This is a genomic window from Streptomyces scopuliridis (assembly GCF_042790125.1).
In the GTDB taxonomy this organism is placed as follows: Bacteria; Actinomycetota; Actinomycetes; order Streptomycetales; family Streptomycetaceae; genus Streptomyces; species Streptomyces scopuliridis_A.
Map to the genome: position 1 here is coordinate 1 of NZ_JBHTZS010000045.1, position 24,937 is coordinate 24,937.

General features: G+C 70.5%; 18 protein-coding genes. 12 read left to right on the top strand and 6 right to left on the bottom strand.

All coding sequences use genetic code 11. From position 1 onward, the window contains the following. Positions 1 to 174: 174 nt before the first annotated feature. Complete coding sequence (locus tag ACFRKB_RS36435; protein ID WP_383110898.1) at positions 175 to 2,418, bottom strand: protein kinase domain-containing protein; 2,244 nt, start codon at positions 2,416 to 2,418, stop codon at positions 175 to 177. A gap of 149 nt (positions 2,419 to 2,567) precedes the next feature. Continuing rightward, a complete protein-coding gene (locus ACFRKB_RS36440; RefSeq protein ID WP_383110899.1) occupies positions 2,568 to 2,990 on the bottom strand; it encodes a secondary thiamine-phosphate synthase enzyme YjbQ in 423 nt (140 codons plus the stop codon). 92 nt (positions 2,991 to 3,082) lie between these two features. Between ACFRKB_RS36440 and ACFRKB_RS36445 the strand changes: the two genes are divergently transcribed. The 6 genes from ACFRKB_RS36445 (at position 3,083) to ACFRKB_RS36470 (ending at position 8,434) form a co-directional block, all read left to right on the top strand. After that, positions 3,083 to 3,166 carry a putative leader peptide gene (locus ACFRKB_RS36445; RefSeq protein WP_349817350.1) on the top strand — a complete coding sequence of 28 codons (84 nt, stop codon included), beginning with the start codon at positions 3,083 to 3,085 and terminating at the stop codon, positions 3,164 to 3,166. Positions 3,167 to 3,364: 198 nt separating this feature from the next. Continuing rightward, positions 3,365 to 4,225, top strand: a complete 861-nt coding sequence (locus ACFRKB_RS36450; RefSeq protein ID WP_383110900.1) for an ABC transporter permease — start codon at positions 3,365 to 3,367, stop codon at positions 4,223 to 4,225. Next, positions 4,198 to 4,974, top strand: a complete 777-nt coding sequence (locus ACFRKB_RS36455; protein ID WP_383110901.1) for an ABC transporter ATP-binding protein — start codon at positions 4,198 to 4,200, stop codon at positions 4,972 to 4,974. Before ACFRKB_RS36450 ends, ACFRKB_RS36455 begins: the two co-directional genes overlap by 28 nt. Positions 4,975 to 5,017: 43 nt before the next feature. Then, positions 5,018 to 6,073, top strand: a complete 1,056-nt coding sequence (locus ACFRKB_RS36460; RefSeq protein WP_383110926.1) for an ABC transporter substrate-binding protein — start codon at positions 5,018 to 5,020, stop codon at positions 6,071 to 6,073. Further along, on the top strand, positions 6,070 to 7,278 hold the full coding sequence (locus ACFRKB_RS36465; protein WP_383110902.1) for an LLM class flavin-dependent oxidoreductase: 1,209 nt from the start codon (positions 6,070 to 6,072) through the stop codon (positions 7,276 to 7,278). Before ACFRKB_RS36460 ends, ACFRKB_RS36465 begins: the two co-directional genes overlap by 4 nt. A gap of 82 nt (positions 7,279 to 7,360) precedes the next feature. Then, positions 7,361 to 8,434, top strand: coding sequence for an NAD(P)-binding domain-containing protein (locus ACFRKB_RS36470; RefSeq protein WP_383110927.1), 1,074 nt, complete (start codon positions 7,361 to 7,363; stop codon positions 8,432 to 8,434). 42 nt (positions 8,435 to 8,476) lie between these two features. On the opposite strand, the gene mltG is transcribed toward ACFRKB_RS36470, so the two are convergent. Both mltG and ACFRKB_RS36480 read right to left on the bottom strand, forming a co-directional pair. Continuing rightward, positions 8,477 to 9,328, bottom strand: coding sequence for an endolytic transglycosylase MltG (gene mltG, locus ACFRKB_RS36475; protein ID WP_383110903.1), 852 nt, complete (start codon positions 9,326 to 9,328; stop codon positions 8,477 to 8,479). Positions 9,329 to 9,538: 210 nt separating this feature from the next. Next, positions 9,539 to 11,380, bottom strand: coding sequence for an ABC transporter ATP-binding protein (locus ACFRKB_RS36480; RefSeq protein WP_383110904.1), 1,842 nt, complete (start codon positions 11,378 to 11,380; stop codon positions 9,539 to 9,541). A gap of 136 nt (positions 11,381 to 11,516) precedes the next feature. Here ACFRKB_RS36480 and ACFRKB_RS36485 point away from each other — a divergent pair, with 136 nt between their 5' ends. From ACFRKB_RS36485 to ACFRKB_RS36500, 4 genes are all read left to right on the top strand, one after another. Further along, positions 11,517 to 11,960 carry a MarR family winged helix-turn-helix transcriptional regulator gene (locus ACFRKB_RS36485; protein WP_383110905.1) on the top strand — a complete coding sequence of 148 codons (444 nt, stop codon included), beginning with the start codon at positions 11,517 to 11,519 and terminating at the stop codon, positions 11,958 to 11,960. Positions 11,961 to 12,109: 149 nt separating this feature from the next. Beyond that, positions 12,110 to 13,594 carry a Gfo/Idh/MocA family protein gene (locus ACFRKB_RS36490; RefSeq protein ID WP_383110906.1) on the top strand — a complete coding sequence of 495 codons (1,485 nt, stop codon included), beginning with the start codon at positions 12,110 to 12,112 and terminating at the stop codon, positions 13,592 to 13,594. 251 nt (positions 13,595 to 13,845) lie between these two features. Further along, the gene (locus tag ACFRKB_RS36495) at positions 13,846 to 15,678 is read left to right on the top strand and encodes an ABC transporter ATP-binding protein (RefSeq protein ID WP_383110907.1); all 1,833 of its coding nucleotides are present in this window, start codon (positions 13,846 to 13,848) and stop codon (positions 15,676 to 15,678) included. Next, positions 15,675 to 17,456, top strand: a complete 1,782-nt coding sequence (locus tag ACFRKB_RS36500; protein WP_383110908.1) for an ABC transporter ATP-binding protein — start codon at positions 15,675 to 15,677, stop codon at positions 17,454 to 17,456. The genes ACFRKB_RS36495 and ACFRKB_RS36500 overlap by 4 nt, the downstream gene beginning before the upstream one ends. Positions 17,457 to 17,564: 108 nt before the next feature. On the opposite strand, the gene ACFRKB_RS36505 is transcribed toward ACFRKB_RS36500, so the two are convergent. Beyond that, entirely contained in the window at positions 17,565 to 18,356 is a 792-nt protein-coding gene (locus ACFRKB_RS36505; RefSeq protein ID WP_383110909.1) for a metal-dependent hydrolase, read from the bottom strand. A gap of 75 nt (positions 18,357 to 18,431) precedes the next feature. Between ACFRKB_RS36505 and ACFRKB_RS36510 the strand changes: the two genes are divergently transcribed. Beyond that, positions 18,432 to 21,005, top strand: coding sequence for a DEAD/DEAH box helicase (locus tag ACFRKB_RS36510; protein WP_383110910.1), 2,574 nt, complete (start codon positions 18,432 to 18,434; stop codon positions 21,003 to 21,005). An 88-nt stretch (positions 21,006 to 21,093) separates the two neighbouring features. Further along, on the top strand, positions 21,094 to 21,966 hold the full coding sequence (locus tag ACFRKB_RS36515; protein ID WP_383110911.1) for an acyl-CoA thioesterase: 873 nt from the start codon (positions 21,094 to 21,096) through the stop codon (positions 21,964 to 21,966). 198 nt (positions 21,967 to 22,164) lie between these two features. Here ACFRKB_RS36515 and ACFRKB_RS36520 read toward each other — a convergent pair whose 3' ends face one another. Beyond that, on the bottom strand, positions 22,165 to 24,897 hold the full coding sequence (locus tag ACFRKB_RS36520; RefSeq protein WP_383110912.1) for a toll/interleukin-1 receptor domain-containing protein: 2,733 nt from the start codon (positions 24,895 to 24,897) through the stop codon (positions 22,165 to 22,167). Between the last annotated feature and the right edge of the window lie 40 nt (positions 24,898 to 24,937).

The window sequence follows — 24,937 nt, forward strand, 5'->3', positions numbered from 1 at the left end:
CGCATAACCACTCTTTCGACGTGCACGGGGTGTAGACCACCCCCCCTATGCCCCCCCCTGCCCCTTAACAGCCACACCCCACGCGCCGGGCCCCCGGGCAAAACCCCGGGCGCGCGGCGCTTTTCCGTACGGGCGGGCTCGGCCCGGACCCGGCCCGACGCGGTCCCGCCCGGGTCAGCCCGACTTCGGCGGCTTCCGCGCGTCGAAGGCGAAGAGAGTGTTCTCGGCCGCGGCCACGATCACCGCACGCCCCGCGACGGTCACGCGCGGGCTGGCGCCCTGCTCACCCGTCAAACCGTCGGCCTGCGGATCTGTGGTCCACAGGGGTTTGCCATCGTGCGGCGCCAGCGCGACCACCCGGCCGGTGGCTGAGCTGAAATACAGTGCGCCACGTGCCGCCACGGGACCCGACGCACCTTCCACGCCCGTCTGCCGGGACCACTTCTCCCGGCCCGTCGCGGGGTCGAGCGCCGTGACGAGACCGATCTGCCTGCTCACGTAGAGGGTGCCGTCCGCCATGCCGGGCGTCCCCGAGTACGTCTTGGCCAGCCGGGAGTACGTGACCTTCCGCGAGGCCGGGTGGACCCGCGCCACCCCGTCGTAGCCGGCCAGCTCCGGTCCCTCCATGCGCACCTGAAGAAGTACGAGCCTGCCGTCGGCGACGCCCATGGGCACGGCGGGGCCGTCCACCGCGATGGGCCTGCCCAGATTTCCCGAGGCGCGGTCGACCGCGTACAGGGTGGGGTGGCGCACCTCCAAGGCATCCACCTCCGCATCCGTCGCGCACATCGCGAAAAGCTCGGGGCCCACCGGGACGGGAGCGCACTGTGTGCCCGCGGGGAACGGCGTCTTCCAGTCAACCGTCCCGCTGTGCGCGTCCCGGGCCTCGAAGCGGGAGTTGGAAGCGTCGACCGTCACAACGGCGGAGCCGACCACAACGGCGTCCTGAGTCCGGCCCGTGACGGCCTGCGACTGGGCACCGGACGGCACGGCCCACAGTTCCCGGCCATCGTTCGCGTCGATGGCCACCACCTCACTGGGAGGGCCCTGCGGGGCGTCCTGGTCGGCGAAACGGTATCCGAGCACCGTGTCGTCGGTGGCGCCCACCAGGTGCATCCCCTGGACGGGGACGCCCGGACTGTTCACCGTCCACACCCGCGAGCCGTCCAAGGGCCTGATACGGGTCGCGACCACACCGCCGCCTCCGCAGAACAGCGCGTCGCCGCGCGCGACGCACCGCAGCTCGTCGGGAATGTCCTCGCGACCGCCCAGCACAGACGTGCGCCACGGCTCGAAGCCGTCCTCATGCGCGGCACCCGGCGCCGCGACACCGTTGTTCTTGTCGCCGCCGCTGTCCGCCCCGGAGCCGCCCGCCCTCAGCGCTGCGGCTCCCCCGCCGATCGCGGCCACCGCGACCACGGTCGCGAGCACGGGACGCCACCGGCGACGCAGACGGCGGCCGACGGGAGCGCCGGTGCTCCCCGTACCGGGACCGGCCGGGGCGGTGGTCGGGGCAATCGGCGCCGGGGTGGCCGGCGCCGCGAAGTCATGCTGGGTGACCATGTCGCGGACGCGGCCCGCGCCCACCCCGTTCGCGTCGGTCCCGCCGAGGTCGGCCGGCAGGTCCCGCAGCAGCACGAGGAGTTCGTCCGTCGAGGGCCGCCCCTCCGGCTCCTTGGCCAGGCACGGCTCGACGACCGCGCGCAACGCCTCCGGCACGGCACCGAGCGAAGGCTCCTCGTGCACCACCTGATATGCCGTCATGTACGGGCTGTCCGCGTCGAAGGGCCCGTGGCCCGTCGCCGCGTACACCAGCAGCGTTCCCAGCGAGAAGACATCGGACCGCGGCCCCACGCCACGCGGCGCCTGCAACTGCTCCGGCGACATGAAGGGCGGCGTACCGATGACCCGCCCTGTCATGGTCAGCGTCTGCTGGTCCACGGCGCGCGAAATGCCGAAGTCGATGACGCGCGGACCCTCGGGCGAGAGCACGACGTTCGAGGGCTTCAGGTCACGGTGGACGACCCCCACCCGGTGGATGTCGCGCAGCGCCTCCGCCAGCCCGATGGCGAGCCCCCTCAGCTCTGCTCCGTTCACCGGGCCATTCGTCGCGATGCGCTGGGCGAGCGTCTGCCCCTCGATATAGGTCGTGGCCATCCACGGCTGCTCGGCCTCGGGGGCGGCATCGACCACGGCGGCGGTGAACGCGCCGCTCACCCGCCTCGCCGCGGCCACCTCCTGCCGGAAACGGATGCGGAACTCGTCGTCCCCCGCGAACTGCTGGTGGATCAGTTTGATCGCGACAGGTCGCCCCGAACCCGTGCGGCCCAGAAAGACCGTGCCCATGCCCCCCGAGCCGAGCCGCGCCTCAAGCGCGTAACCGCCGATCTCGGCTGGATCGCCTCCGCGCAGCGACACTCTTCCCGACCTCTCGTCCCCCGTGCACCTCTGCCACCACGGGCCCGCGTACCTGTCCTGCTTACAAACTAGCCGCAGGGCATGACGGGAGAGCAAAGAGGGTGACGAACAGGGAGCCCGGGGCTGCTCCCGCGCGGGCGCATTCCCGCTCAGCCCAGGAAGCTCAACCGGACCTGACGGTTCGGATTGTCCTTGTTGGTGTCGACCAGACAGACCGACTGCCATGTGCCCAGTTCCAGGCGTCCCCCGATCACCGGCAGTGTCGCGTGAGGGGGCACCAGGGCGGGGAGTACATGGTCTCTGCCGTGGCCGGGGGTGCCGTGGCGGTGGTGCCAGCGGTTGTCGGCGGGCAGGAGGGTCCGGAGCGCCGCGAGCAGGTCGTCGTCGCTGCCGGCGCCGGTTTCGATGATGGCCACGCCCGCGGTGGCGTGCGGTACGAAGATGTTCAGCAGGCCGTCCCGGCCCGCCGCGCTGTCCTGGAGGAATTCCTCGCAGGCATGGGTCAGATCGGTCACCGCCTCATGGGTTCCGGTGGTGACGTTCAGGGTTCTGGTGGTGAATGCGTCGGGCATGCCTCCATCTTCCCGCCCGCCCCGCGGGAACGCGCGTCCGCGTGCCGAGACGCCATTGACCGGATCCGGAAACGCTCGCTACGTTCTGCGGCATGTTGCGTTCAGCTCTGCTCACCACGCGCGGTCACATCGACCTGCTGCGGGTGGCTTCCGCCGCGTGTCGTCGCGGCTGCTGACGCCCTTCTCCCGCAGGGTCCTTCCCCTCTGGGGCCTTTCCCTCCGGAGCCTTTCCCTCCGGCATCGCCCCGTTTCTCCCGTCGTCCCGGTCGGCGTGTCCCGCTGACCGGGTGCCGTCGCCGTATCCCCGCGCGCCGGCGCTGAAGCGCGCGTCTCTTCCGTCCGCTCCTTCCCCCTCCCCCGCCCGAGGAGCCGCCATGACCATCGATCACGCCCCGCCGGACCTGTCCGCGCCGGCGAAGAACGAACCCCTCGCGCTGGAGCCCGTGACGCCCGCGGCCGGCTCCCGGCGCCGTGCCGCGCCGCGCTGGCTGCGGCGTACCGTCGGGCCGCTGCTGCTCCTGGCCGGCTGGCAGGTGCTCAGCACGACCGGGGTGCTGCACCCCGACATCCTCGCCTCCCCCGGCACCATCGCCGCGGCCGCCGGCGAGCTGATCAGTGACGGCACCCTCCCGGCCGCCATGGGTATCTCGCTCCAGCGCGTGGCCGTGGGGCTGCTGCTCGGCGGGGTGATCGGGATCTCGCTCGCGCTGGTCTCCGGTCTCTCCCGGCTCGGCGAGGATCTGGTCGACGCGACCGTACAGATGCTGCGTACCGTGCCCTGGGTCGGGCTGATCCCGCTCTTCATCATCTGGCTCGGCATCGGCGAAGCTCCGAAGATCGCGCTCATCGCGCTCGGGGTGGCCTTCCATCTCTATCTCAATGTGTACGCGGGAATTCGCGGCGTCGACGAACAACTCATCGAGGCGGGGCAGTCGTTGGGGCTCGGCCGCTGGGGTCTCGTACGGCATGTCGTCCTGCCGGGCGCGCTGCCCGGTGCGATGACCGGGCTGCGGTACTCGCTCGCCACCGCCTGGCTCGCCCTCGTCTTCGGCGAGTCCATCAACGCCGACGCCGGAATCGGCTTCCTGATGAACCAGGCCAGGGAGTTCTTCCGTACGGACGTCATCGTCGTCTGCCTGGTCGTCTACGCCTTCCTGGGCCTGCTCGCCGATGCCGTCGTCCGCACTCTCGAAAGGCTGCTGCTGCAATGGCGACCGACATTCCGGGGCAAGTGAGCCCCGCGAGCACGGGTCCGGTGTCCGACGGCGCGGTGGCGGTACGGGTCGAGGGGCTGACCCGGGCCTTCGACGGGCGTCCCGTGATCGACCGGCTCGATCTGACCCTGCGCCCCGGGGAGTTCACCGCGCTGCTCGGCCGCAGCGGCTGCGGCAAGTCGACCCTGCTGCGGGTACTGGCGGGCCTCGACCGCGAGATCGAGGGGACCGTACTCGTACCGAAGCGGCGCGCGGTCGCGTTCCAGGCGCCGCGGCTGATGCCCTGGAAGCGGGTCTGGCGCAATGTGCTGCTCGGTCTCGACGGCAAGCCCCAACGGGACGCCGCCGAGGGCGCGTTGGCGGAGGTGGGGCTCGGTCACCGGTCGGGGGCCTGGCCCAAGACGCTCTCGGGCGGCGAGGCCCAGCGCGCCTCCCTGGCCAGGGCGCTCGTACGGGAACCGGATCTGCTGCTGCTCGACGAACCGTTCGGCGCGCTCGACGCGCTGACCCGGATCAAGGCGCAGCGGCTGGTGGCCGAGTTGTGGCAGCGGCGCGGCTGCGCGGTGCTGCTGGTCACCCATGACGTGGAGGAGGCGCTGCTGCTCGCGGACCGGGCGCTGGTGATGCGGGAGGGGGTGATCGCGTACGACACGCCGGTCCCGCTGGACCGGCCGCGCGCCGTCGGCGATCCCGGCTTCGCCGCCCTCCGCTCCCGGCTCCTGACCGAGCTGGGGGTCGATGAGCCCGCCCCCACCGGCGCCGTCGCCTAGACGAGTAGGTCCGCTGTCCCCTCCTGCCCCCACAGAAAGTCCGCTGATGAAACGCTTCCTCCCCGCCGCCCTGCTCCCCCTCGCCCTCCCTCTCGTCCTCCTCCTCACCGCCTGCTCCGGCAGTTCGTCCGCCGACGACTCCGGCGGCGCGGGGGGCTCCGTCGACGGCAAGGGCTCCCTGACCCTCAACATCGGTGACCAGAAGGGCGGTTCGGAGGCGGTCCTCCGTGCCGCCGGTGAACTCGACGATCTCCCCTACCGGGTCACGTGGTCCACCTTCACCTCGGGACCGCCGCTGCTCGAAGCCGTCAACGCCGGTGCCGTGGACCTCGGTTCCGTCGGCAACACGCCGCCGGTCTTCGCCGCCGGGGCCCAGTCGAAGATCACGGTCGTCGCGGCGTCGCACGGCGACTCCCGGGGCGAGACCATTCTCGTACGGAAGGACTCGCCGCTGAAGAAGACCGCCGACCTCAAGGGCAAGTCCGTCGCGGTCGCCCAGGGCAGCTCCGCCCATTACCAGTTGATCGCCTCGCTCGCCAAGGCCGGCCTCACCCTCGACGACATCAAGGTCTCGCTGTTGCAGCCGGCCGACGCCCTGGCCGCGTTCACCACCGGCAAGGTGGACGCCTGGGCCGTCTGGGACCCGTACACCTCTCAGGTGCTGCGCGGCGGGCAGGGACGGGTGCTGACCGATGGCCGGGGCGTGGTCAATGGGCTGAACTTCCAGGTCGCCGCGCCCGCCGCGCTCAAGGACACGGAGAAGTCGGCGGCCATCGGTGACTTCATCGAGCGGCTGCGCCGGGCGCAGGACTGGGTCTTCGGCCATCCGGAGGAGTGGGCGAAGGTCTGGGCGAAGGAAACGGGGCTGCCGTACGAAGTCGCCCTGGACGCGGTGAAACTGACCCTCGGCACGCGCGTACCGGTGGCCCTCGACAAGGCCGCGATCGCCTCCGAGCAGCGGATCGCCGACACCTTCACCGAACTGAAGCTCATCCCGCGGGCGTTCGACTTCGCCGACTACGTGGACGACCGCTTCAACAAGGACCTCCCGCCGTCGACCTCGCCGGCGCGCAGCTACGGAAAGGCCACTTCCCGATGAGTATTCATCTGCACTGGTTCCTGCCGACCGGGGGCGACGGACGTACGCTCGTGGACCGCCACGCGTACACCGACGGGGGGATCAAGCGCTCCCGGATCACACCGGTGAGCGGGATCAGGGCCCCGGACATCGACTATCTGGCGCAGATCGCCAAGGCCGCCGAGCATCTGGGCTTCGAGGCGGTACTGACACCGACGGGCACCTGGTGCGAGGACTCGTGGCTGACGACGGTGGCGCTCGCGCAGCAGACCGAGCGGCTGAAGTTCCTGGTGGCCTTCCGCCCGGGGCTGATCTCACCGGTGCTCGCGGCGCAGATGGCGGCCACGTACCAGCGCGTCACCCGGGGCAGGCTGCTGCTCAATGTGGTGACCGGCGGCGACTCGACCGAGCAGCGCCGCTTCGGCGACCATCTCGACCACGACCGCCGCTACGCCAGGACCGCGGAGTTCCTCTCGGTGGTCCGGGGTGTCTGGGGCGGCCGGCCCTACGACTTCGACGGTGAGCACTACCAGGTGGAGGGCGGGCTGACCGCGCTGCCGCCCGACCCGCTGCCGGAGATCTTCTTCGGCGGATCGTCCGCGGCGGCCGGACCGGTCGCGGCCGAGCACACGGATGTCTATCTGACCTGGGGCGAGCCGCCGGCCCAGGTCAAGGAGAAGATCGACTGGATCCGTGGTCTCGCGGAGGAGCGGGGCCGTACGGTCCGCTTCGGCATCCGGATGCACACCATCTCGCGGGACACCGCCAAGGACGCCTGGGCCACCGCGAACCGGCTGCTGGACGATCTCGATCCCGAGACGGTCGCGGCGGCCCAGCGGGCGCTGGGCAAGAGCGAGTCGGTGGGCCAGCAACGGATGCTCGCCCTGCACGGCGGGTCGCGCGACCGGCTGGAGATCGCGCCCAATCTGTGGGCGGGGGTGGGACTGGTACGGGGCGGAGCGGGCACCGCGCTGGTGGGCAGCCACGCGGACGTGGCCGACCGGATCGAGGAGTACCACGAGCTGGGCATCGAGCACTTCGTCCTGTCCGGCTATCCGCATCTGGAGGAGGCGTACTGGTTCGGAGAGGGCGTGACCCCTCAACTGGCCGCGCGCGGGCTCCTCGCGCAGGTCCCGGCCTCGCCGCTGCTGGGCGTGCCGGCGGTGAACGGCCGCCCGGCGTCCGCGCCCGGTGGCGCTCCGCTGCTGCTCTCCGGAGGCCGGTGACAGAACCTCCCGGTCCGGACCGGGAGGCGCGGGGAAGATTCCCGCCCCGGAAGCTGTTGGTAGAAACGTGAACGACTTTGGGGTGCGGGACATCGATGTGGTGGTCGTCGGCGCCGGACAGGCGGGTCTGTCCGGCGCCTACCATCTGCGGCGGTCGGGGCTGGAACCCGACCGCGACTTCGTCGTACTGGACCATGCCCCGCGCCCCGGCGGCGCCTGGCAGTTCCGCTGGCCCTCGCTGACGTACGGCAAGGTGCATGGCATGCACGCGCTCCCCGGCATGGAGCTGACCCCCGCGGAGGGCGCTGAGGCGCGGCCCTCCTCCGAGGTCATCGGCGAGTATTTCGCGGCGTACGAGCGGCGCTTCGGCCTGCGGGTCCACCGGCCCGTGGACGTACGGGCGGTACGCGAGGGCGACGGCGGACGGCTGCTGGTGGAGACGTCCGAGGGGAGCTGGTCGGCCCGGGGGCTGATCAGCGCCACCGGGACCTGGGACCGGCCCTTCTGGCCGCGCTACCCCGGCCAGGAGACCTTCCGGGGGCGGCAGTTGCACACCGCGGACTATCCGGGCCCCGGGGAGTTCGCCGGACTGCGGGTGATCGTGGTGGGCGGCGGGGCCTCCGGCACCCAGCATCTGATGGAGATCGCGGAGGTGGCGGCGGACACCACCTGGGTGACGCGCCGGCCGCCCGTCTTCCGCGAGGGCCCGTTCGGCGAGGAGCAGGGCCGGGCGGCCGTCGCGCTCGTCGAGGAGCGGGTACGGCGGGGACTGCCGCCGCGGAGTGTGGTGTCGGTGACCGGTCTGCCGCTCACGGAGGCGATCGCGCGGGCCCGTGAGACGGGGGTCCTCGACCGGCTGCCGATGTTCGACCGGATCACTGCCACCGGCGTGGCCTGGGACGACGGCCGGACGGTGGAGGCCGAGGTGATCCTCTGGGCGACCGGGTTCCGGCCCGCCGTCAGCCATCTGGCACCGCTCGGGCTGCGGGAGCCGGGCGGCGGAATCCGGCTGGAGGGGACGCGGGCCGTACGGGACGAGCGCGTCCACCTCGTGGGGTACGGGCCCTCGGCGTCGACGATCGGCGCCAACCGGGCCGGGCGGGCGGCCGTACGGGAGATCAGCCGGCTGCTGGAGCGCGAACCGGCCGCGGCCTGACACCGTGAACGCCCTTATCTCGGGCCCCCGGCGGCGACCCGGTCAGTCCGAGCCGTTCGCGGCCTTGCGGTTCCGGTTGAACTCCTCGACGTTCTGCCGCTGTTCCGCGTATTTGTTGGTGAAGCGGGTGTCCCCGGGCTTCACGGTGACGAAGTACAGCCAGTCCCCGCCGGCCGGGTTGAGCGCCGCGTTCATCGCCTCCTCCCCCGGATTGCCGATCGGCGTGGGCGGCAGCCCCTTGCGCTCATAGGTGTTGTACGGGCTGTCGATCTTCGTATCCGCGTGACTGGTGTCCACCGTCGAACGGTTCAACGCGTAGTTCAGCGTCGAATCCATCTGGAGCGGCATGCCCAGCGACAGCCGGTTGTGCACGACTCTGGCGACCTTCCCCATGTCGGCCACCGAATCGGCCTCCGCCTGCACGATGCTGGCGATGGTGACCGCCTGATAGATCGACATCCCGGCGCGCTGCGCCCCGGCGCTGATCCGGCCTGCCCCGAACCGCTGGTTGGCGGTGTTGACCATATAGCTCAGCAGATTGGCCGGGGTCGTCGCGGAGCCGACCGGATAGGTGGCCGGGAAGAGGAAGCCCTCGGGGTTGCCCTTGGCCGCCTCGGGCAGCCGCAGCCGCGCGGTGGACGCCGCCTTGTGGGTGGCGCCCGGGGACAGGCCCAGCGCCTGGTCGACGGAGACATAGACATCGGCGGCGCGCCGGCCCTCCGGAATGACCAGCGTCGTCCGTTTCCCGCCCTCGTCGCCCCCGGTCAGCAGGAGTACGGGAACCAGCACCGCGGCGGCCACGACCAGGACCGCGGTCAGCAGTACGACCAGCCGGCCCCGGCGGGTCAGACGGGGTCTGCTCCCGGGTCTCGCCTCCCGGTGCTCGTTCATCATGCGGGCACGCTAACCCGGAGTGATCAGCGAACCCGGCACTTCAGGCGTGCCGACACGGGCGACGCGGCAACACCATACGAACGGCATACGAACGGACCGGGAGTCACCCGCCGACGGCGGTCCGACCGGACACGGAGAGTGCGCACGCCCCCCGCTCGCCGAACGCGGTGCCGTCGCTCGCCATCACACGGGAGCGGCGGCACGGCCGCGTCACGGGGAGACCGACGCCAGTGCCTCGGCCGGCTGCTGCGCCGGCCGGCTGTCCCTGCGCACGAGGGCGGCATAGCGGCCGTCCTGCTCGATCAGCTCGTCGTGGGTGCCCCGCTCCGCGATGGCGCCCGCGTCCAGGACGACGATCTGGTCCGCGTCCCGCACGGTCGAGAGCCGGTGCGCGATGGTGATGGTGGTACGGCCCTCGGAGAGCTCGTCGATGGCCTGCTGCACCGCGTGTTCGGTGCGGGTGTCCAGTGCGCTGGTGGCCTCGTCGAGGATCAGCACCGGTGGGTTCCGCAGGATGGTGCGGGCTATCGCGAGCCGCTGTTTCTCACCGCCGGAGAAGCGGTATCCGCGCTCGCCGACCAGCGTCGCGTAACCGTCCGGGAGCGAGGCGATGTGGTCGTGGATCTGGGCGGCTCTGGCGGCCGTCTCGATCTCCTCGTCGGTGGCTTCCGGCTTGGCGAAGCGCAGATTCTCCGCCACCGAGGCATGGAACAGATAGGTCTCCTGCGAGACGACGCCGACGGCCCGCGCGAGCGTGTCGAAGTCCAGATCGCGTACGTCGACGCCGTCGATGAGGACCCGGCCGCCGGTCACGTCGTACAGCCGGGGTACGAGATAGCTCAGGGTCGACTTGCCGGAGCCCGTGGGGCCGACGACGGCGAGGCTGCCGCCGGCCGGGACCGTCAGATCGATCTCCCGCAGCGTCCTGCGTCCCTTGTCGTCATAGCTGAAGTCGACGTCCTCGAACCGCACTTCACCGCGGATCGAGTCGAGCCTGACGGGCCGCTCGGGCTCGGTGATGTCGACGGGCAGATCGAGGTACTCGAAGATGCGCTGGAAGAGGGCGAGCGACGTCTGCATGTCCACGCCGGTGGAGAGCAGGCTCACGGCGGGCCGGAACAGGCCCTGCTGGAGCGAGACGAAGGCGACGAGCGTACCGATGGAGACGGCCGTGCCTCCGGCGCCGATCGCGAGGCCGGCGGCCCAGTAGATCAGGGCGGGCATGGCGGCCATGACGATTCCGATGGTCGACATCCGCCACCGGCCGGCCATGTTGGAGCGCACCTCCAGGCCGACCAGCCGCTCGGACTCGTCGGCGAAGGACTTGGTGAGCGAGTCGGCGCGCCCCATCGTGCGGCCGAGGAGGATGCCGCTCACCGAGAGCGATTCGGTGACGGTGGCGGCCATGGTGGCCATCTGCCGCTGGCGGTCGGTGGTGATCTTCTTGCGCTCGCGGCCGACGCGTCGGCTGATCCAGACGAACACCGGCAGCAGCACCATCGAGACGGCGGTGAGCCGCCAGTCCAGAGCGAGCATCGCGACGACCGAGGCGACGACGGCCGTGAGGTTGGAGACCAGGGACGTCGCGGTGGAGGTGACGGTCGCCTGCATGCCGCCGATGTCATTGGCGATACGGGACTGGACCTCACCGGTCCTGGTCTTGGTGAAGAAGGCGAGCGGCATGCGCTGGAGCCGCCCGTAGACGCCGGTGCGCAGATCGTGCATGACGCGCTGGCCGACCGTGGTCGAGATCAGGGTCTGGAGCACGCCGAAGACGCTGTTGACGACCGCCGTGAGGATCATGCCGAGGGCGAGCAGGCTGAGGAGGCCGGTCCGGCCCTGCGGTATGGCGGTGTCCAGGATCTCGCGCAGCATGAACGGCGAGGCGACCGTGACCAGCGAGGACGCGGCAACGAGCAGCCCGACGATCGCGAGCCGCCCGCGGTAGGGACGGAATAGGCCGAAGATGCGCCGCAGCTGGGCGGGCGGCTCCGGCTGCCCCGGATCACCGGGGCGGGACGACGGCGTCCACGTCGAGTGTTCGGGTTTCATTGGCTCCTTCGGTGGCTTCGGGGCTCGGGCGGAGGTACGCGGACGTACGCGGTTACGGGCGTATCCACGCGCCTCATCGAGCCTAGCTCACTGTTACCTATGTTCACAATGACCTTGGTCCTGATATTATTCCCCCATGAACACCCCCGACGCCGACGGCCTGCTGGCGGAGCAGCTGCTGCGGCTGACCCGCAGGCTCCACCGCATCCAGAAGCGGCAGTTGGAGCCGATCGGCATCACTCCCGCGCAGGCCAGGCTGCTGCGTACCGTCGCGTACTACGACAAGCCGCCGCGGATGGCCGACCTGGCCCAGCGTCTCGAAGTGGTGCCCCGGGCCGTGACCTCCCTGGTCGACGGGTTGGAGGCGAGCGGCTCGGTGCGCCGCGCCCCCGATCCGACCAACCGTCGCGTGGTCCGTATCGAGCTGACCGACACCGGCCGGGCCACGCTGCGGGCCCTGCGCGAGGCCCGCCGGTCGGCCGCCGAAGAGGTGCTGGCGCCGCTCGCCGCCGACCAGCGCGAGATTCTCGGCGGGCTGCTCTCGACGCTGGTCGACGGCGGCCCCGAGCGCCGCTGCTGACCCCGGCGCGGAAGAAGTCCAACAGCCCGTTCCCAAGAGTCCAATCAGACCCTTGCCCATCACCTTGCGCATCGCCCGCGTCGGCGGCCAAGGTCCTTTCCGAGGTTCAGGCACCAGCCGCGCACGTCAACTCCCCCCTTGGAGGGTCGATGCACGACGCAGCACCGGAGAACCCCGGTACGGAAGACACATCCCCCAGTGAGAACGACGCCCAGGGAAGCGCCCGAGGAGAGGTGAGCCGCCGCTCGGTCCTGCGGACCACGGCAGGCGTGGCGGGCGCCGGACTCGGCCTCTCCGCACTCGGCGGCGGCACCGCCGCCGCGGCCGAACCCCTCGGAGTCGCCGGAGCCGCGGAAGCCGCCGCGTTCACCGACTCCCCGGCACCTCCGCGCAAGGGCCGCACCATGGCCGGGGTCCCCTTCGAACGCCGCACGACGGTACGGGTCGGCATCATCGGCCTCGGCAACCGCGGCGGCAGCATGATCGACCTCTTCCTCGCCGTCCCGGGCGTCCGGGTCGTCGCGCTCTGCGACCCGGTGAAGGCGAAGACCGAGAGCGCCGCCGCGAAGGTGGTGGGCGCCGGCCAGCCCGCGCCCGCCGTCTACACCAACGGTGAGGACGACTACGAGAATCTCTGCGCCCGCGGAGATCTCGACTTCGTCTATGTGGCCACGCCCTGGGACGCGCACTTCGAGATGGCCAAGTCGGCGATGCTGAACGGCAAGCACGTCGGAGTGGAGTGTCCGGTCGCCATGCGCCTCGACGAGCTGTGGCAGCTCGTCGATCTCTCCGAACGCACCCGGCGGCACTGCATGCAGCTGGAGAACTGCTGTTACGGGAAGAACGAGATGCGGGTCCTGCGGATGGCCCACGCGGGCAAGTTCGGGGAACTGCTGCACGGCGCGGGCGCCTACAACCACGATCTGCGCGGCCTGATGTTCGACCCCGACTACTACGAAGGCCCCTGGCGCCGGCTCTGGCACACGCGGCTGCGCGGCGATCTCTACCCCAACCACGGCTTCGGCCCGGTCGCCAACTACATGGACATCAACCGGGGCGACCGCGCGGTCTCGATCACCAGCGCCGGCACGCCCGCGCTCGGGCTCGCCGAGTACCGCGCCGCCCATATGCCGCCGGGCGACCCGAGCTGGAAGGAGACGTACATCGAGAGCGACCGGACCATCAGTCTGGTCAGGACGGCGAAGGGCCGGGTCATCCGGCTGGAGCACGATGTGTCGACGCCACACCCGTACAGCCGGATCAACAGTCTCGGCGGTACCAAAGGTGTGTTCGAGGACTATCCCGAGCGCATCTACATCGAGCCGGACCACACCGATGACTCCTGGGGCGACTTCGGGAAGTACGCGGACTGGGACCACTGGCTCTGGAAGGAGCACGCCAATCCGCCCGGCGGCCATGGCGGGATGGACTACATCATGGTCTTCCGGCTGATGCAGTGCGTCCGGCTGGGCCTCGTGCCCGACTTCGACGTGTACGACGCGGCGACCTGGACCGCGCCGGTGCCGCTCAGCCACGCGTCGCTCAAGGCGAACGGGGCCCCGCAGCAGATCCCCGACTTCACGCGCGGCGAATGGCGGAAGGCCCGGGCGGGGGTGGACTCCGGCAAACCCTAGGAGTGAGCCGGACCTCGTGCCCGCGGGGGCCGTACGGAACGCTCCGTACGGCCCCCGCAGCTGTCCGGCCCGCACCCGTACGGCCCCCGCACCCGTCCGGCCCGAACCCTCCCGGCGCTCCTCCGAACGCCTCTCCCCGTACCCCTCCCGCTGGCTCGTTCTGGCTCATTCCGCGGAAAACCCATTGCCCCAGGGACTCCAATAAGGCGAACCTTGCACGGTTTGGGCCACCACACGAGTCATGGGACATCATGCAGATTCGCGACCTTCCGTATCCCGATCCGGGGATTCCCGATGCCAGGTCAGGCCCCCGGTTCCTGCTGTGGCTCGGACGCAGTCAGCTGGGCGGACAGATCAAGGCCGTGTGCTGGGGCCTGCTGCACTTCGCGGGCATCGCCGGGCTCTCGGTGGGCGCCGGGCTCGCCGTGCAGGCGGTGATCGACCGCTCCGGTGGCCGGCTCGCGTTCGCCGGCGGCTTCATCGCGCTGTGCGGCGCCGCCATCTCGGTCGGCGACACGATGCTGCACCGCACCGCCGTCACCAACTGGATCACCGCCGCCGCACGCGTCCAGCAGCTGCTGGCGCGCAAGACCGCCCAGCTCGGCGCGGCGCTGACCCGGCGGGTCGCCGCCGGTGAGGTCGTCGCCGTCTCGACCGGCGACGTCGAGAAGATCGGCTGGTTCGTGGAGGCGCTCTCGCGCTTCCTGGCCGCCGTCATCGCGATCGTGCTGGTATGTGTCGGGCTGGTGCTGTATCTGCCGGAGCTGGGGACGCTGGTCGCGGTCGGTGTGCCGGTCCTCGCCGTCGCCGTACTGCCGCTGCTCCCCCGCGCCGCCCAACGGGCCGACGTCCAGCGCGAGAAGGCCGGCAAGGCCACCGAACTGGCCTCGGACACCGTCGCCGGACTGCGGGTACTGCGCGGCATCGGCGGCGAGGAGCTGTTCCTCGGCCGCTACCGCGCCGCCTCGCAGGAGGTGCGCAAGGCCGCCGTGCGCAGCGCCCGGATGTGGTCGCTGATCTCGGCGATCCAGGTACTGCTGCCGGGCATCATGCTGATCTCCGTCATCTGGTACGGGGCCCGGCTCGTCCTGGACGGCAGGATCGAGGTCGGCGGGCTGGTCACCGTCTACAGCGCGGTGACGCTGCTGCTCTTCCCGCTGCGGCACTTCGAGGAGATCGCCATGGCGTACTCCTTCTCCCGGCCCTCCGCGAAGCGCGCGGCCCGGGTGCTCTCGCTGGAGCGGACCGCGTTCGAGGACGAGCGCGGCGGACTGGACGACGCCCGGCCGACCGGGGATCTGTACGACCCCGCCACCGGTCTTCGCGCCCCGTCCGGGCTGCTGACCGCCGTGGTGTGCGGTGATCCCGACGCGGCGGGCCGGCTCGCCGAGCGCCTCGGCGGGCACGCCGCCGCCGAGGAGAAGAGCGAGTCCGTGCTGCTCGGCGGGGTGGCGCTGGACGATCTCCCGCTGGACGCGGCGCGGGCCAGCGTCCTCGTGCAGGACAAGGACCCGGTACTGCTGTCGGGGACGCTCGCGGAGCTGCTGGACATCCCGGCCTCCGGCGCGGTCGATCCGGAGAAGGCACTGGCCGCGGCGCAGTGCGGCGATGTCCTCGACGCGCTCATCCAGGCGTCGGTGGACGGCAGCGGCGACCCCATGCGGTCCAGGATCACCGAGCGCGGCCGGTCGCTCTCCGGCGGCCAGCGCCAGCGGCTGGCGCTGGCCCGTTCGCTGGTGACCGATCCGGAGGTGCTGGTGCTCGACGAGCCGACCTCCGCCGTGGACTCGCATACGGAGGCGCGGATCGCGCAGAGCGTGAAGGAGCTGCGGGCCGGCCGTACGACGGTGGTGTTCGCGTCCTCGCCGCTGCTGCTGGACCACGCGGACCGTGTGGTGTTCGTCCATGAGGGCCGGGTCGCCGCGGTCGGTCTCCACCGCGAGCTGGTACGGAACGACCCCGGCTACCGGGCGGTCGTCACCCGCGAGACCGAGGACGAACAGAGCGGGACCGCGGCCGCGAAGAGACAGATCATGACGCCGGCGTCAGCGCGGGCACGGGAAGAGATCGAGGAATCAGCATGATCGGCGTGGCCCCTCCGGCGTACGACCCGGCGGCGCCGGAGTCGGCGACGACCCTGCCCGTCGGGACGCCCGCGACCGTACGCGCCTATGTGGGCGAGCTGCTGCGCCGTCACCGCACCCCGTTCATCCTGCTGATCTCGGTCAACACGGTCTCCGTGATCGCCTCGATGGTCGGCCCGTATCTGCTCGGCGACATCGTCGAGAAGCTCTCCGAGGGCGCGCGCGAGCTGCATCTGGAGCGCACCGCCGCGCTGTTCGCGATCGCGCTGGTCGTCCAGACCGTCTTCGTACGGATGATGCGGCTGCGCGCGGCGATGCTCGGCGAGGAGATGCTGGCGGATCTGCGGGAGGACTTCCTCGTGCGATCCGTCGGGCTGCCGCCCGGCGTGCTGGAACGGGCGGGCACCGGCGATCTGCTGTCCCGGATCACCACCGACATCGACCGGCTGGCGAACGCGATGCGCGAGGCCGTGCCCCAGCTCGCGATCGGCCTCGTGTGGGCGGCGCTGCTGCTCGGCGCGCTGTCGGTGACCGCGCCGCCGCTGGCGCTCGCGGTGCTGCTCGCGGTACCGCTGCTGGTCATCGGCTGCCGCTGGTACTTCAAGCGCGCGCCCTCCGCGTACCGCTCGGAGGCCGCCGGATACGCGGCCGTCGCGGCCATGCTCGCCGAGACGGTGGACGCGGGACGGACCGTGGAGGCGCACCGTCTGGGCGGGCGCCGGGTGGAGCTGTCGGAACGGCGGATCAAGGAGTGGACGGCCTGGGAGAGGTACACGCTCTGGCTGCGGTCGGTGCTGTTCCCCGTCATCAACCTCACCCATACGACGATCTTCCTGGCCGTGCTGGTGATCGGCGGCTCCTTCGTCCTCCAGGGCTGGATCACCGTCGGACAGCTGACGACGGGCGCGCTGCTCGCCCAGATGCTGGTGGAGCCGGTCGGCATCATCCTGCGCTGGTACGACGAACTCCAGGTCGCGCAGGTCTCCATCGCCCGGCTGGTGGGCGTGCGGGACATCGAGCCGGACGCGGGCGACGCGTCGGTGGTCCCCGACGGCCGGGATGTCAGCGCCGACGGCGTGAACTTCGGCTACCGCGAGGGCGTCGACGTGCTGCACCGGGTGACGCTGGACGTCAGCCCCGGCACCCGGCTCGCGCTGGTCGGCCCGTCCGGCGCCGGGAAGTCGACGCTGGGCCGGCTGCTCGCGGGCATCTACGGTCCGCGCACGGGCCGGATCACGCTGGGCGGCGCCGAGCTGTCGAAGATGCCCGCCGAGCGGGTACGGGAGCATGTCGCCCTGGTCAACCAGGAGCACCATGTGTTCGTGGGCGCGCTGCGCGACAATCTGCTGCTGGCGCGCACGGGCGCGCAGGACGCCGAGCTGTGGGCGGCGCTGGCGGCGGTCGACGCGGACGGCTGGGCGCGGGCGCTGGACAAGGGCCTGGACACCGAGGTCGGGTCCGGCGGTACGGCGCTGACCCCGGCCCAGGCCCAGCAGATCGCGCTGGCCCGGCTGGTCCTCGCGGACCCGCACACACTGGTGCTCGACGAGGCGACCTCGCTGCTGGACCCGCGCGCGGCCCGGCATCTGGAACGTTCGCTGGCCCGCGTCCTGGACGGCCGTACGGTCGTGGCGATCGCCCACCGGCTGCACACCGCGCATGACGCGGATGTGATCGTGGTGGTCGAGGAGGGCCGGATCAGCGAGCTGGGCAGCCATGACGAGCTGGTGGCCGCGGACGGCGCGTACGCCGCGCTGTGGCGCTCCTGGCACGGATGACATGACGGAGCGCGGGGGCGTCCCGTACGGCTCGTACGGCCTGTACGGGACGCCTCCGTGTCGCCCCCACGTCGCCCCCGCGTACTCCCACCGCGTCGGGAAGCGGGGTCAGAACAGATTGAGGGCGGACGCGCCGCCGACCCCGCCCAGCAGCATGAACACCGGCATCAGCACCTTCAGCTCCACCCAGCTGCCGGCCCGGAAGCGCATCGCCTTCGGCGGGCCTATCGGGTACCAGCGCTTGCGGCCCACCGGGATGGGCCAGAGGATCGGGCAGCCCGACACCGTCAGCGCGTCCCCGATGTCGTGCACCAGCGCGCCGAGGACGATCGGCAGACCGAGCCAGAGGTACTCCTGCCCCGGCGCGGTGAAGAGCCAGTCCGCGCCGTTGCCCGGCTCGTCCAGGATGCCCGCCAGCATCCAGGCGCTGGTCGCGCCGAGCAGCCAGACCAGGACATCGCTGGAGACCCTGGCGGCCCGCCACAGCAGGCCCTCCACCGCGAGCACCAGATGGACGAAGAGGATCGCGAGCACCCCCCAGCGCCCGGCGGTGATCGCCAGCAGCGAGGCACCGCCGCCGATCAGGACCGCCCACAGCCAGGTATGGGTCAGGGTGCGGTGGCCGCCGGTCCTGCGGGGGTCTCCGGGCTTTCTGGTCGCCTTGTAGACGGCGAACGACAGCTTGTCGACGATCTCGCAGAGCGCCTTGGAGACGGGCCCGAACGCCCGGGATATCGTCGCGGCCTTGTGGTCGAGGTCGGGGGCGAGCGCGGCGCCCGCGGTGATCAGCGCGCCGACCACCAGGACGGGCCACGGCATGGTGTGGCCGGCGGCGGCCGCGGCGGCACCCACCCCCAGCCAGGCCGCTGCCCCTGACAGAGAGTGTGCCGGTCCCATCATGGTCGTACCCGTCCCAGTGCGGTTGTGGTGAAGGCCAGTGTGGCGAGGCCCAGTTGACGGGCCAGCGTATCGTCCGTGATCTTCCACCCGCCGTCCGGTTCCCTGATCGGGACGGAAGGCAGGCAAGATGGGTGCGTGACCCTTATCGATCAGCTGCCGCCGGATGCCGACCCCGATGCCCTCTTCGAGGCTTTCTCCTCCTGGGCCGAGGGCCAGGGCATCACGCTCTATCCGGCGCAGGAGGAGGCGCTGATCGAGGTGGTCTCCGGGGCCAATGTGATCCTTTCCACCCCCACCGGTTCCGGAAAGAGCCTGGTCGCGGCGGGTGCGCACTTCACGGCGCTGGCGCAGGACAAGGTCACCTTCTACACCGCGCCGATCAAGGCGCTGGTCTCGGAGAAGTTCTTCGACCTGTGCAAGCTCTTCGGCACGGAGAACGTCGGCATGCTGACCGGCGACGCCTCCGTGAACGCCGACGCCCCGGTGATCTGCTGTACGGCCGAGGTGCTGGCCTCCATCGCGCTGCGCGACGGCAAGCACGCCGACATCGGCCAGGTCGTGATGGACGAGTTCCACTTCTACGCCGAGCCGGACCGCGGCTGGGCGTGGCAGATCCCCATCCTGGAGCTGCCGCAGGCGCAGTTCATCCTGATGTCGGCGACGCTCGGCGATGTCTCCCGCTTCGAGGAGGATCTGACCCGTCGCACGGGCCGGCCGACCTCCGTCGTACGGTCCGCGACCCGGCCGGTGCCGCTCTCGTACGAGTACCGCCTCACCCCGATCACCGAGACGCTGACCGAGCTGCTGGAGACCAGGCAGGCACCGGTCTATATCGTGCACTTCACGCAGGCCGCCGCCGTCGAGCGGGCGCAGTCGCTGATGAGCATCAATATGTGCACGCGCGAGGAGAAGGACCGGATCGCCGATCTCATCGGCAACTTCCGCTTCACCACCAAGTTCGGCCGCAATCTCTCCCGTTATGTGCGCCACGGCATCGGGGTGCACCACGCGGGCATGCTGCCCAAGTACCGGCGGCTGGTGGAGAAGCTCGCCCAGGCCGGTCTGCTGAAGGTCATCTGCGGTACGGACACGCTCGGGGTCGGCGTCAACGTCCCCATCCGTACGGTGCTGTTCACCGCGCTCACCAAGTACGACGGCAATCGCGTCCGCACGCTGCGCGCCCGGGAGTTCCACCAGATCGCGGGCCGGGCGGGGCGGGCCGGATTCGATACGGCGGGGTTCGTCGTCGCGCAGGCGCCGGAGCATGTCGTGGAGAACGAGAAGGCGCTCGCGAAGGCCGGCGACGACCCGAAGAAGCGCCGCAAGGTGGTGCGGAAGAAGGCCCCCGAGGGCTTCGTGGCCTGGTCGGACACCACGTTCGAGAAGCTCATCGGCTCCGATCCCGAGCCGCTGACCTCCCGCTTCCGGGTCACTCACACCATGCTGCTGTCGGTCATCGCGCGGCCGGGCAACGCCTTCGAGGCGATGCGGCATCTGCTGGAGGACAATCACGAGCCGCGCAAGCAGCAGCTGCGGCACATCAGGCGGGCCATCGCCATCTACCGCTCGCTGCTGGACGGCGGGGTGGTGGAGCAGCTGGCGACCCCCGACTCCGAGGGCCGTATCGTCCGGCTCACCGTCGATCTCCAACAGGACTTCGCGCTCAACCAGCCGCTGTCCACCTTCGCGCTGGCCTCGTTCGAGCTGCTGGACCCCGAATCGCCGTCGTACGCCCTGGACATGGTCTCCGTCGTCGAGTCCACGCTCGACGATCCCCGGCAGATCCTGGCCGCCCAGCAGAACAAGGCGCGCGGCGAGGCGGTCGGCGCGATGAAGGCGGACGGGATCGAGTACGAGGAGCGGATGGAGCGGCTCCAGGAGGTCTCGTACCCCAAGCCGCTCGAAGAGCTGCTCGTGCACGCGTACAACACGTACCGCACGAGCCATCCGTGGGTCGGCGACCACCCGGTCTCACCGAAGTCCGTGATCCGCGACATGTACGAACGGGCCCTGTCCTTCACGGAGTTCACGTCCCATTACGAGCTGGCCCGCACCGAGGGCATTGTGCTGCGCTACCTCGCGGGCGCGTACAAGGCGCTGGAACACACCATTCCGGACGATCTCAAGTCGGAGGATCTGGAGGATCTCACGGCCTGGCTCGGCGAGATGGTCCGACAGGTCGACTCCAGTCTGCTCGACGAGTGGGAGCAGCTGGCCAACCCCGAGGTGGAGACCGCCGAGCAGGCGCAGGAGAAGGCCGACCAGGTCAGGCCGGTCACGGCCAACGCCCGCGCCTTCCGGGTCCTCGTACGCAACGCGATGTTCCGCCGGGTCGAGCTGGCCGCGCTGGACCATGTCCGCGAACTGGGCGAGCTGGACGCCGAGTCGGGCTGGGACGAGGACGCCTGGGGCGAGGCGATGGACGCGTACTGGGACGAGTACGAGGACCTGGGCACCGGTCCCGACGCCCGCGGGCCGAAGCTGCTCTCCATCGAGGAGGACCCGGCGCACGGCCTGTGGCGGGTCCGGCAGACCTTCGCCGACCCGAAGGGCGATCACGACTGGGGCATCAGCGCGGAGGTCGATCTCGCGGCCTCCGACGAGGAAGGCCTCGCGGTGGTGCGCGTCACGTCCGTGGGTCAGCTCTGAGACGCACAACGCGGGCACAGCACCGAGCACCGAGCACCGAGCACCGAGCACCGAGCACCGAGCACCGAGAACGGGAGAACACCGCGCCATGACGAACCCCGCCGAGAGACTGGTCGATCTGCTCGACCTGGAGCGGATCGAGGTCGACATCTTCCGCGGGCGCAGCCCCCAGGAGTCCCTGCAACGGGTCTTCGGCGGGCAGGTGGCGGGCCAGGCGCTGGTCGCGGCCGGCCGCACCACGGACGGCGACCGTCCGGTCAACTCGCTGCACGCGTACTTCCTGCGGCCGGGCCGCCCGGGTGTCCCGATCGTCTACCAGGTCGAACGGGTCAGGGACGGCCGCTCGTTCACCACGCGCCGGGTCACGGCCGTCCAGCAGGGCCGCACGATCTTCAATCTGACGGCCTCCTTCCACCACCCCGAGGAGGGCGGCTTCGAGCACCAGCTGCCGCCCCGGCTGGACTTCCCGGACCCCGAGTCGCTGCCCACGGTCTCGGAGGAGGTACGCGCGCATCTGGGCCAACTCCCGGACCAGCTCGAACGGATGGCCCGGCGCACCCCCTTCGACATCCGCTACGTGGAGCGGCTGCGCTGGACCCAGGAGGAGATCAGGGACGCGGACGCGCGCAGCGCGGTCTGGATGCGCGCGGTGGGCCCGCTGGGCGACGATCCGCTGGTCCACACCTGCGCGCTGACGTACGCGAGCGACATGACGCTGCTGGACGCGGTGCGCATCCCGGTGGAGCCGCTGTGGGGCCCGCGGGGCTTCGACATGGCGTCGCTGGACCACGCGATGTGGTTCCACCGCCCGTTCCGCGCGGACGAGTGGTTCCTCTACGACCAGGAATCGCCGATCGCGACGGGCGGCCGGGGGCTGGCCCGGGGCCGTATCTACGACCGGGACGGCCACCTGCTGGTGTCGGTGGTGCAGGAGGGGCTGTTCCGCAAGCTGGACAGCTGACCCGCGACGATACCGATCGCGACGCGGCTGACCGTCGGCCCCTCCCCGCGACGCCACCGGGCCGCACACTGCAGAGGTCCGAGCCGTGGAGCGGGGGCTGATCGTTCCCCTTATAGCGCAGGGCCCCTCGCCTCTCAGCACTTGGGTCAAACGTGCCGAGTCGGAGAACACCAAGCCCGACCGCGATAGACGCGCACTTCAGGACCTTGGACAGAGCGGGCGAGAAGCGGGGCCTGGCGGCACCCCATCACGCCACCGGTCGGCGGTAAAGGCCCCCCTCGCCCATCTGCACAGTGAACGCACCGGGTCCACCGTCGCTTCGACGTTCCATAGCCGTGCTGTGCCGTCTTTGCCCCAGCTGGCCAGCGTTCTGCCGCCGGGGCCGAAGGCCACACCGGTGACATCGGCGATGTGTCCTTCAAGTGGACCGCCGATCTGGCGCCCGGTGGCGGCGTCCCAGAGCCTGACCGTGTGGTCCATGCTGCCGGTGGCGAGAGTTCTCCCGTTGGGGCTGAACGCCACGGACGTGACGCCGCTGCGGTGGCCGGTCAGCGGATCCCCGATCTGCTCACGTGTGGCCGCGTCCCAGAGCCGGACGGTGTTGTCGCGGCTCGCAGTCGCGAGCGTCGTGCCGTCGGGGCTGAACTCCACCGCCGTGATCTGCGCGGTGTGACCGGCCGAGGTCTCGCCGATACGGCGGTGCGTGGCAATGTCCCAGAGCGCCACTGTGTCGTTCTCCGTGTTGGTGGCAAGGATGCGGCCGTCGGGGCTGAATGCGACGCTCGTTGCCCTGACATCGAGTGCTGCGCCGGTCCGGCGATGTGCCACCAGATCCCATACGTGCACGGAGTCCGCGGCTGCACTGACGAGGGATTCGCCGTCCGGACTGAAAGCCAGCGCAGTAACGTCACTTGTGTCAAGCAGCGGCTTGCCGATGGGGCGGCGGGCTGCGACATCCCAGAGTCGTAATCCATTGAACGAGGAGATTGCAAGCACAGCATTGTCGGGGCTGAAGGACATGTCGAAGCCCCATCCTTCGACACCGTGGACCAGAGGATCGCCGGTCTGGCGACGTGTGGCGACGTTCCAGAAGCGCACGGCGTCATGAGTGTCCACGGCAGCCAGGATCCGGCCGTTGGGGCTGAGTGCTGTCCCCGTCTGGGCACCGGTGACGATCGGTGCTCCGGCCTGCTGTTGGGCGCGGATGTCCCAAAGGCGGACTGTGGTGTCGTCACTCGAACTGGCCAGGACCGAACCGTCCGGGCTGAAAGCAACGGCCCCGGCACTACTGGTGTGGCCGATGAACGGCCCTCCCATCTGGCTGTGCCGCAGGACATCCCAGAGCCGCACGCTGCCGTCGGCGTACCCGGCAGCGAGCACCGCGCTGTCGGGACTGAACGCCACCGACTCAATCCCTATGGACGTGGAAGCGAACGGTTTCCCCATCGGGGTCCGGGTGGTGGTATCCCAGAGCTGTACACCGTCGCCGGATTCACAGACGAAAGTCCTGCCATCGGGGCTGAAAGCCACCGACCCAACCGCCAGGCAGGTGGAGGCGAACGGTTTCCCCATCGGGGTCCGCGTGGCGGTATCCCAGAGCTGTACACCGTCGCCCGATCCAGAGGCGAAAGTCCTGCCATCGGGGCTGAAAGCCACTGCGCCTGCACCGTAGGTGTGACCGCCGAGTGGTGTGCCGATCTGACGGTGGGTTGCCACATCCCATACCTGCAAGAACCCGGAGTCTGTCCCGCCAGTGGTGACGAGGGTCCTGCCATCGGGGCTGTAGGCAACCGAATTGATCGTCCCGGCGTGGGCATCGAACGGGGCACCGATCTGTGTGCGGCTGACGACGTCCCAGAGCCGGACAGTGCCGTCACCGCTTGAGCTGGCCAGCGTCTTACCGCCCGGCCCGAAGGCCACCGACGTGACGCCTTGATGGTGCCCGATGAGCGGCTTCCCCGCCTTCTGCTGTTTGGCTGTGCTCCAGAGCCGCACCACGCCGTCGCCACCGCCGGAAGCAACAGTCTTGCCGTCAGGGCTGAAGGCCACCGCGGCCACGGGCCAGGAGTGGGAGAGCAAACCGGATTCCGGATTGACGGAGGCGTTGAGAACCGCGAAGCGGGATTCCGGCGAGGGGGCGATACGCCACGCTGCCAATGCTTTCAGCCGAGCGCCGAACGGATCCCGGGTCGCAAGCAGGGAACTCTGGATGATCAGTTGTTGCGCGACAGCATGGTCACGCTGGCGGGTGGCCTCGGCACGTGAGATCACCGCGATCACCGACACCGTGCTCGCGGCCAGGAGCAGAAAGCCCAACACGGCCGCGACGATCTTGGCTGTCCGCAGGTTGCGCCTGGTGTCGCGGAGACCTTCCGACCTGAGCTCACCCTCAGGAAGGCCGCGCACGACGGAAGCAATGCCGAATGCAACACTCTCGACATCGGGCAAGAAGCCCTTATGCCTGTCGAGGCGGCGAAGGTCCACAGATTTCCAGACCGGTTGCTGCTCGAATTTTCCCGACAGCCGGGCCGGCAGCGCCGTTGACAGTTCCGGATTCCAGTCGCCCCGCTGCTCGTCCCACACCAGCTGTCCGGCGGTGACGACAAGCAGGACGTTTTTTACCGCCTTGTGCTCCAGCCACCACTCGATCTCCCGGTCGACCCACACCGAGGCCCTCGACTCGGGCGACGCCAGGACCACGAGCCAGTCAGAGCGGGCAAGACCGGCTTCGATCTTGCCCCAGAGCTGCGGCCCGATCGACACACCGCTGTCGTCGAGGAATACCCTGATACGCGGTGGCTTGTACCACGGACGGGACTGCTTTTCGATCACACGCTGCAGATGCGGCAGCCATCGCCGGTCGCGGTCACCGCTGTAGGAGAGGAAAACGCCGTACCCGATCTCGGCCCTGACCCGCCTGCGGCGGGCCAAGGAGGACCGCAGCCATGCGAACGCCGTCCCGAGCCCCCAA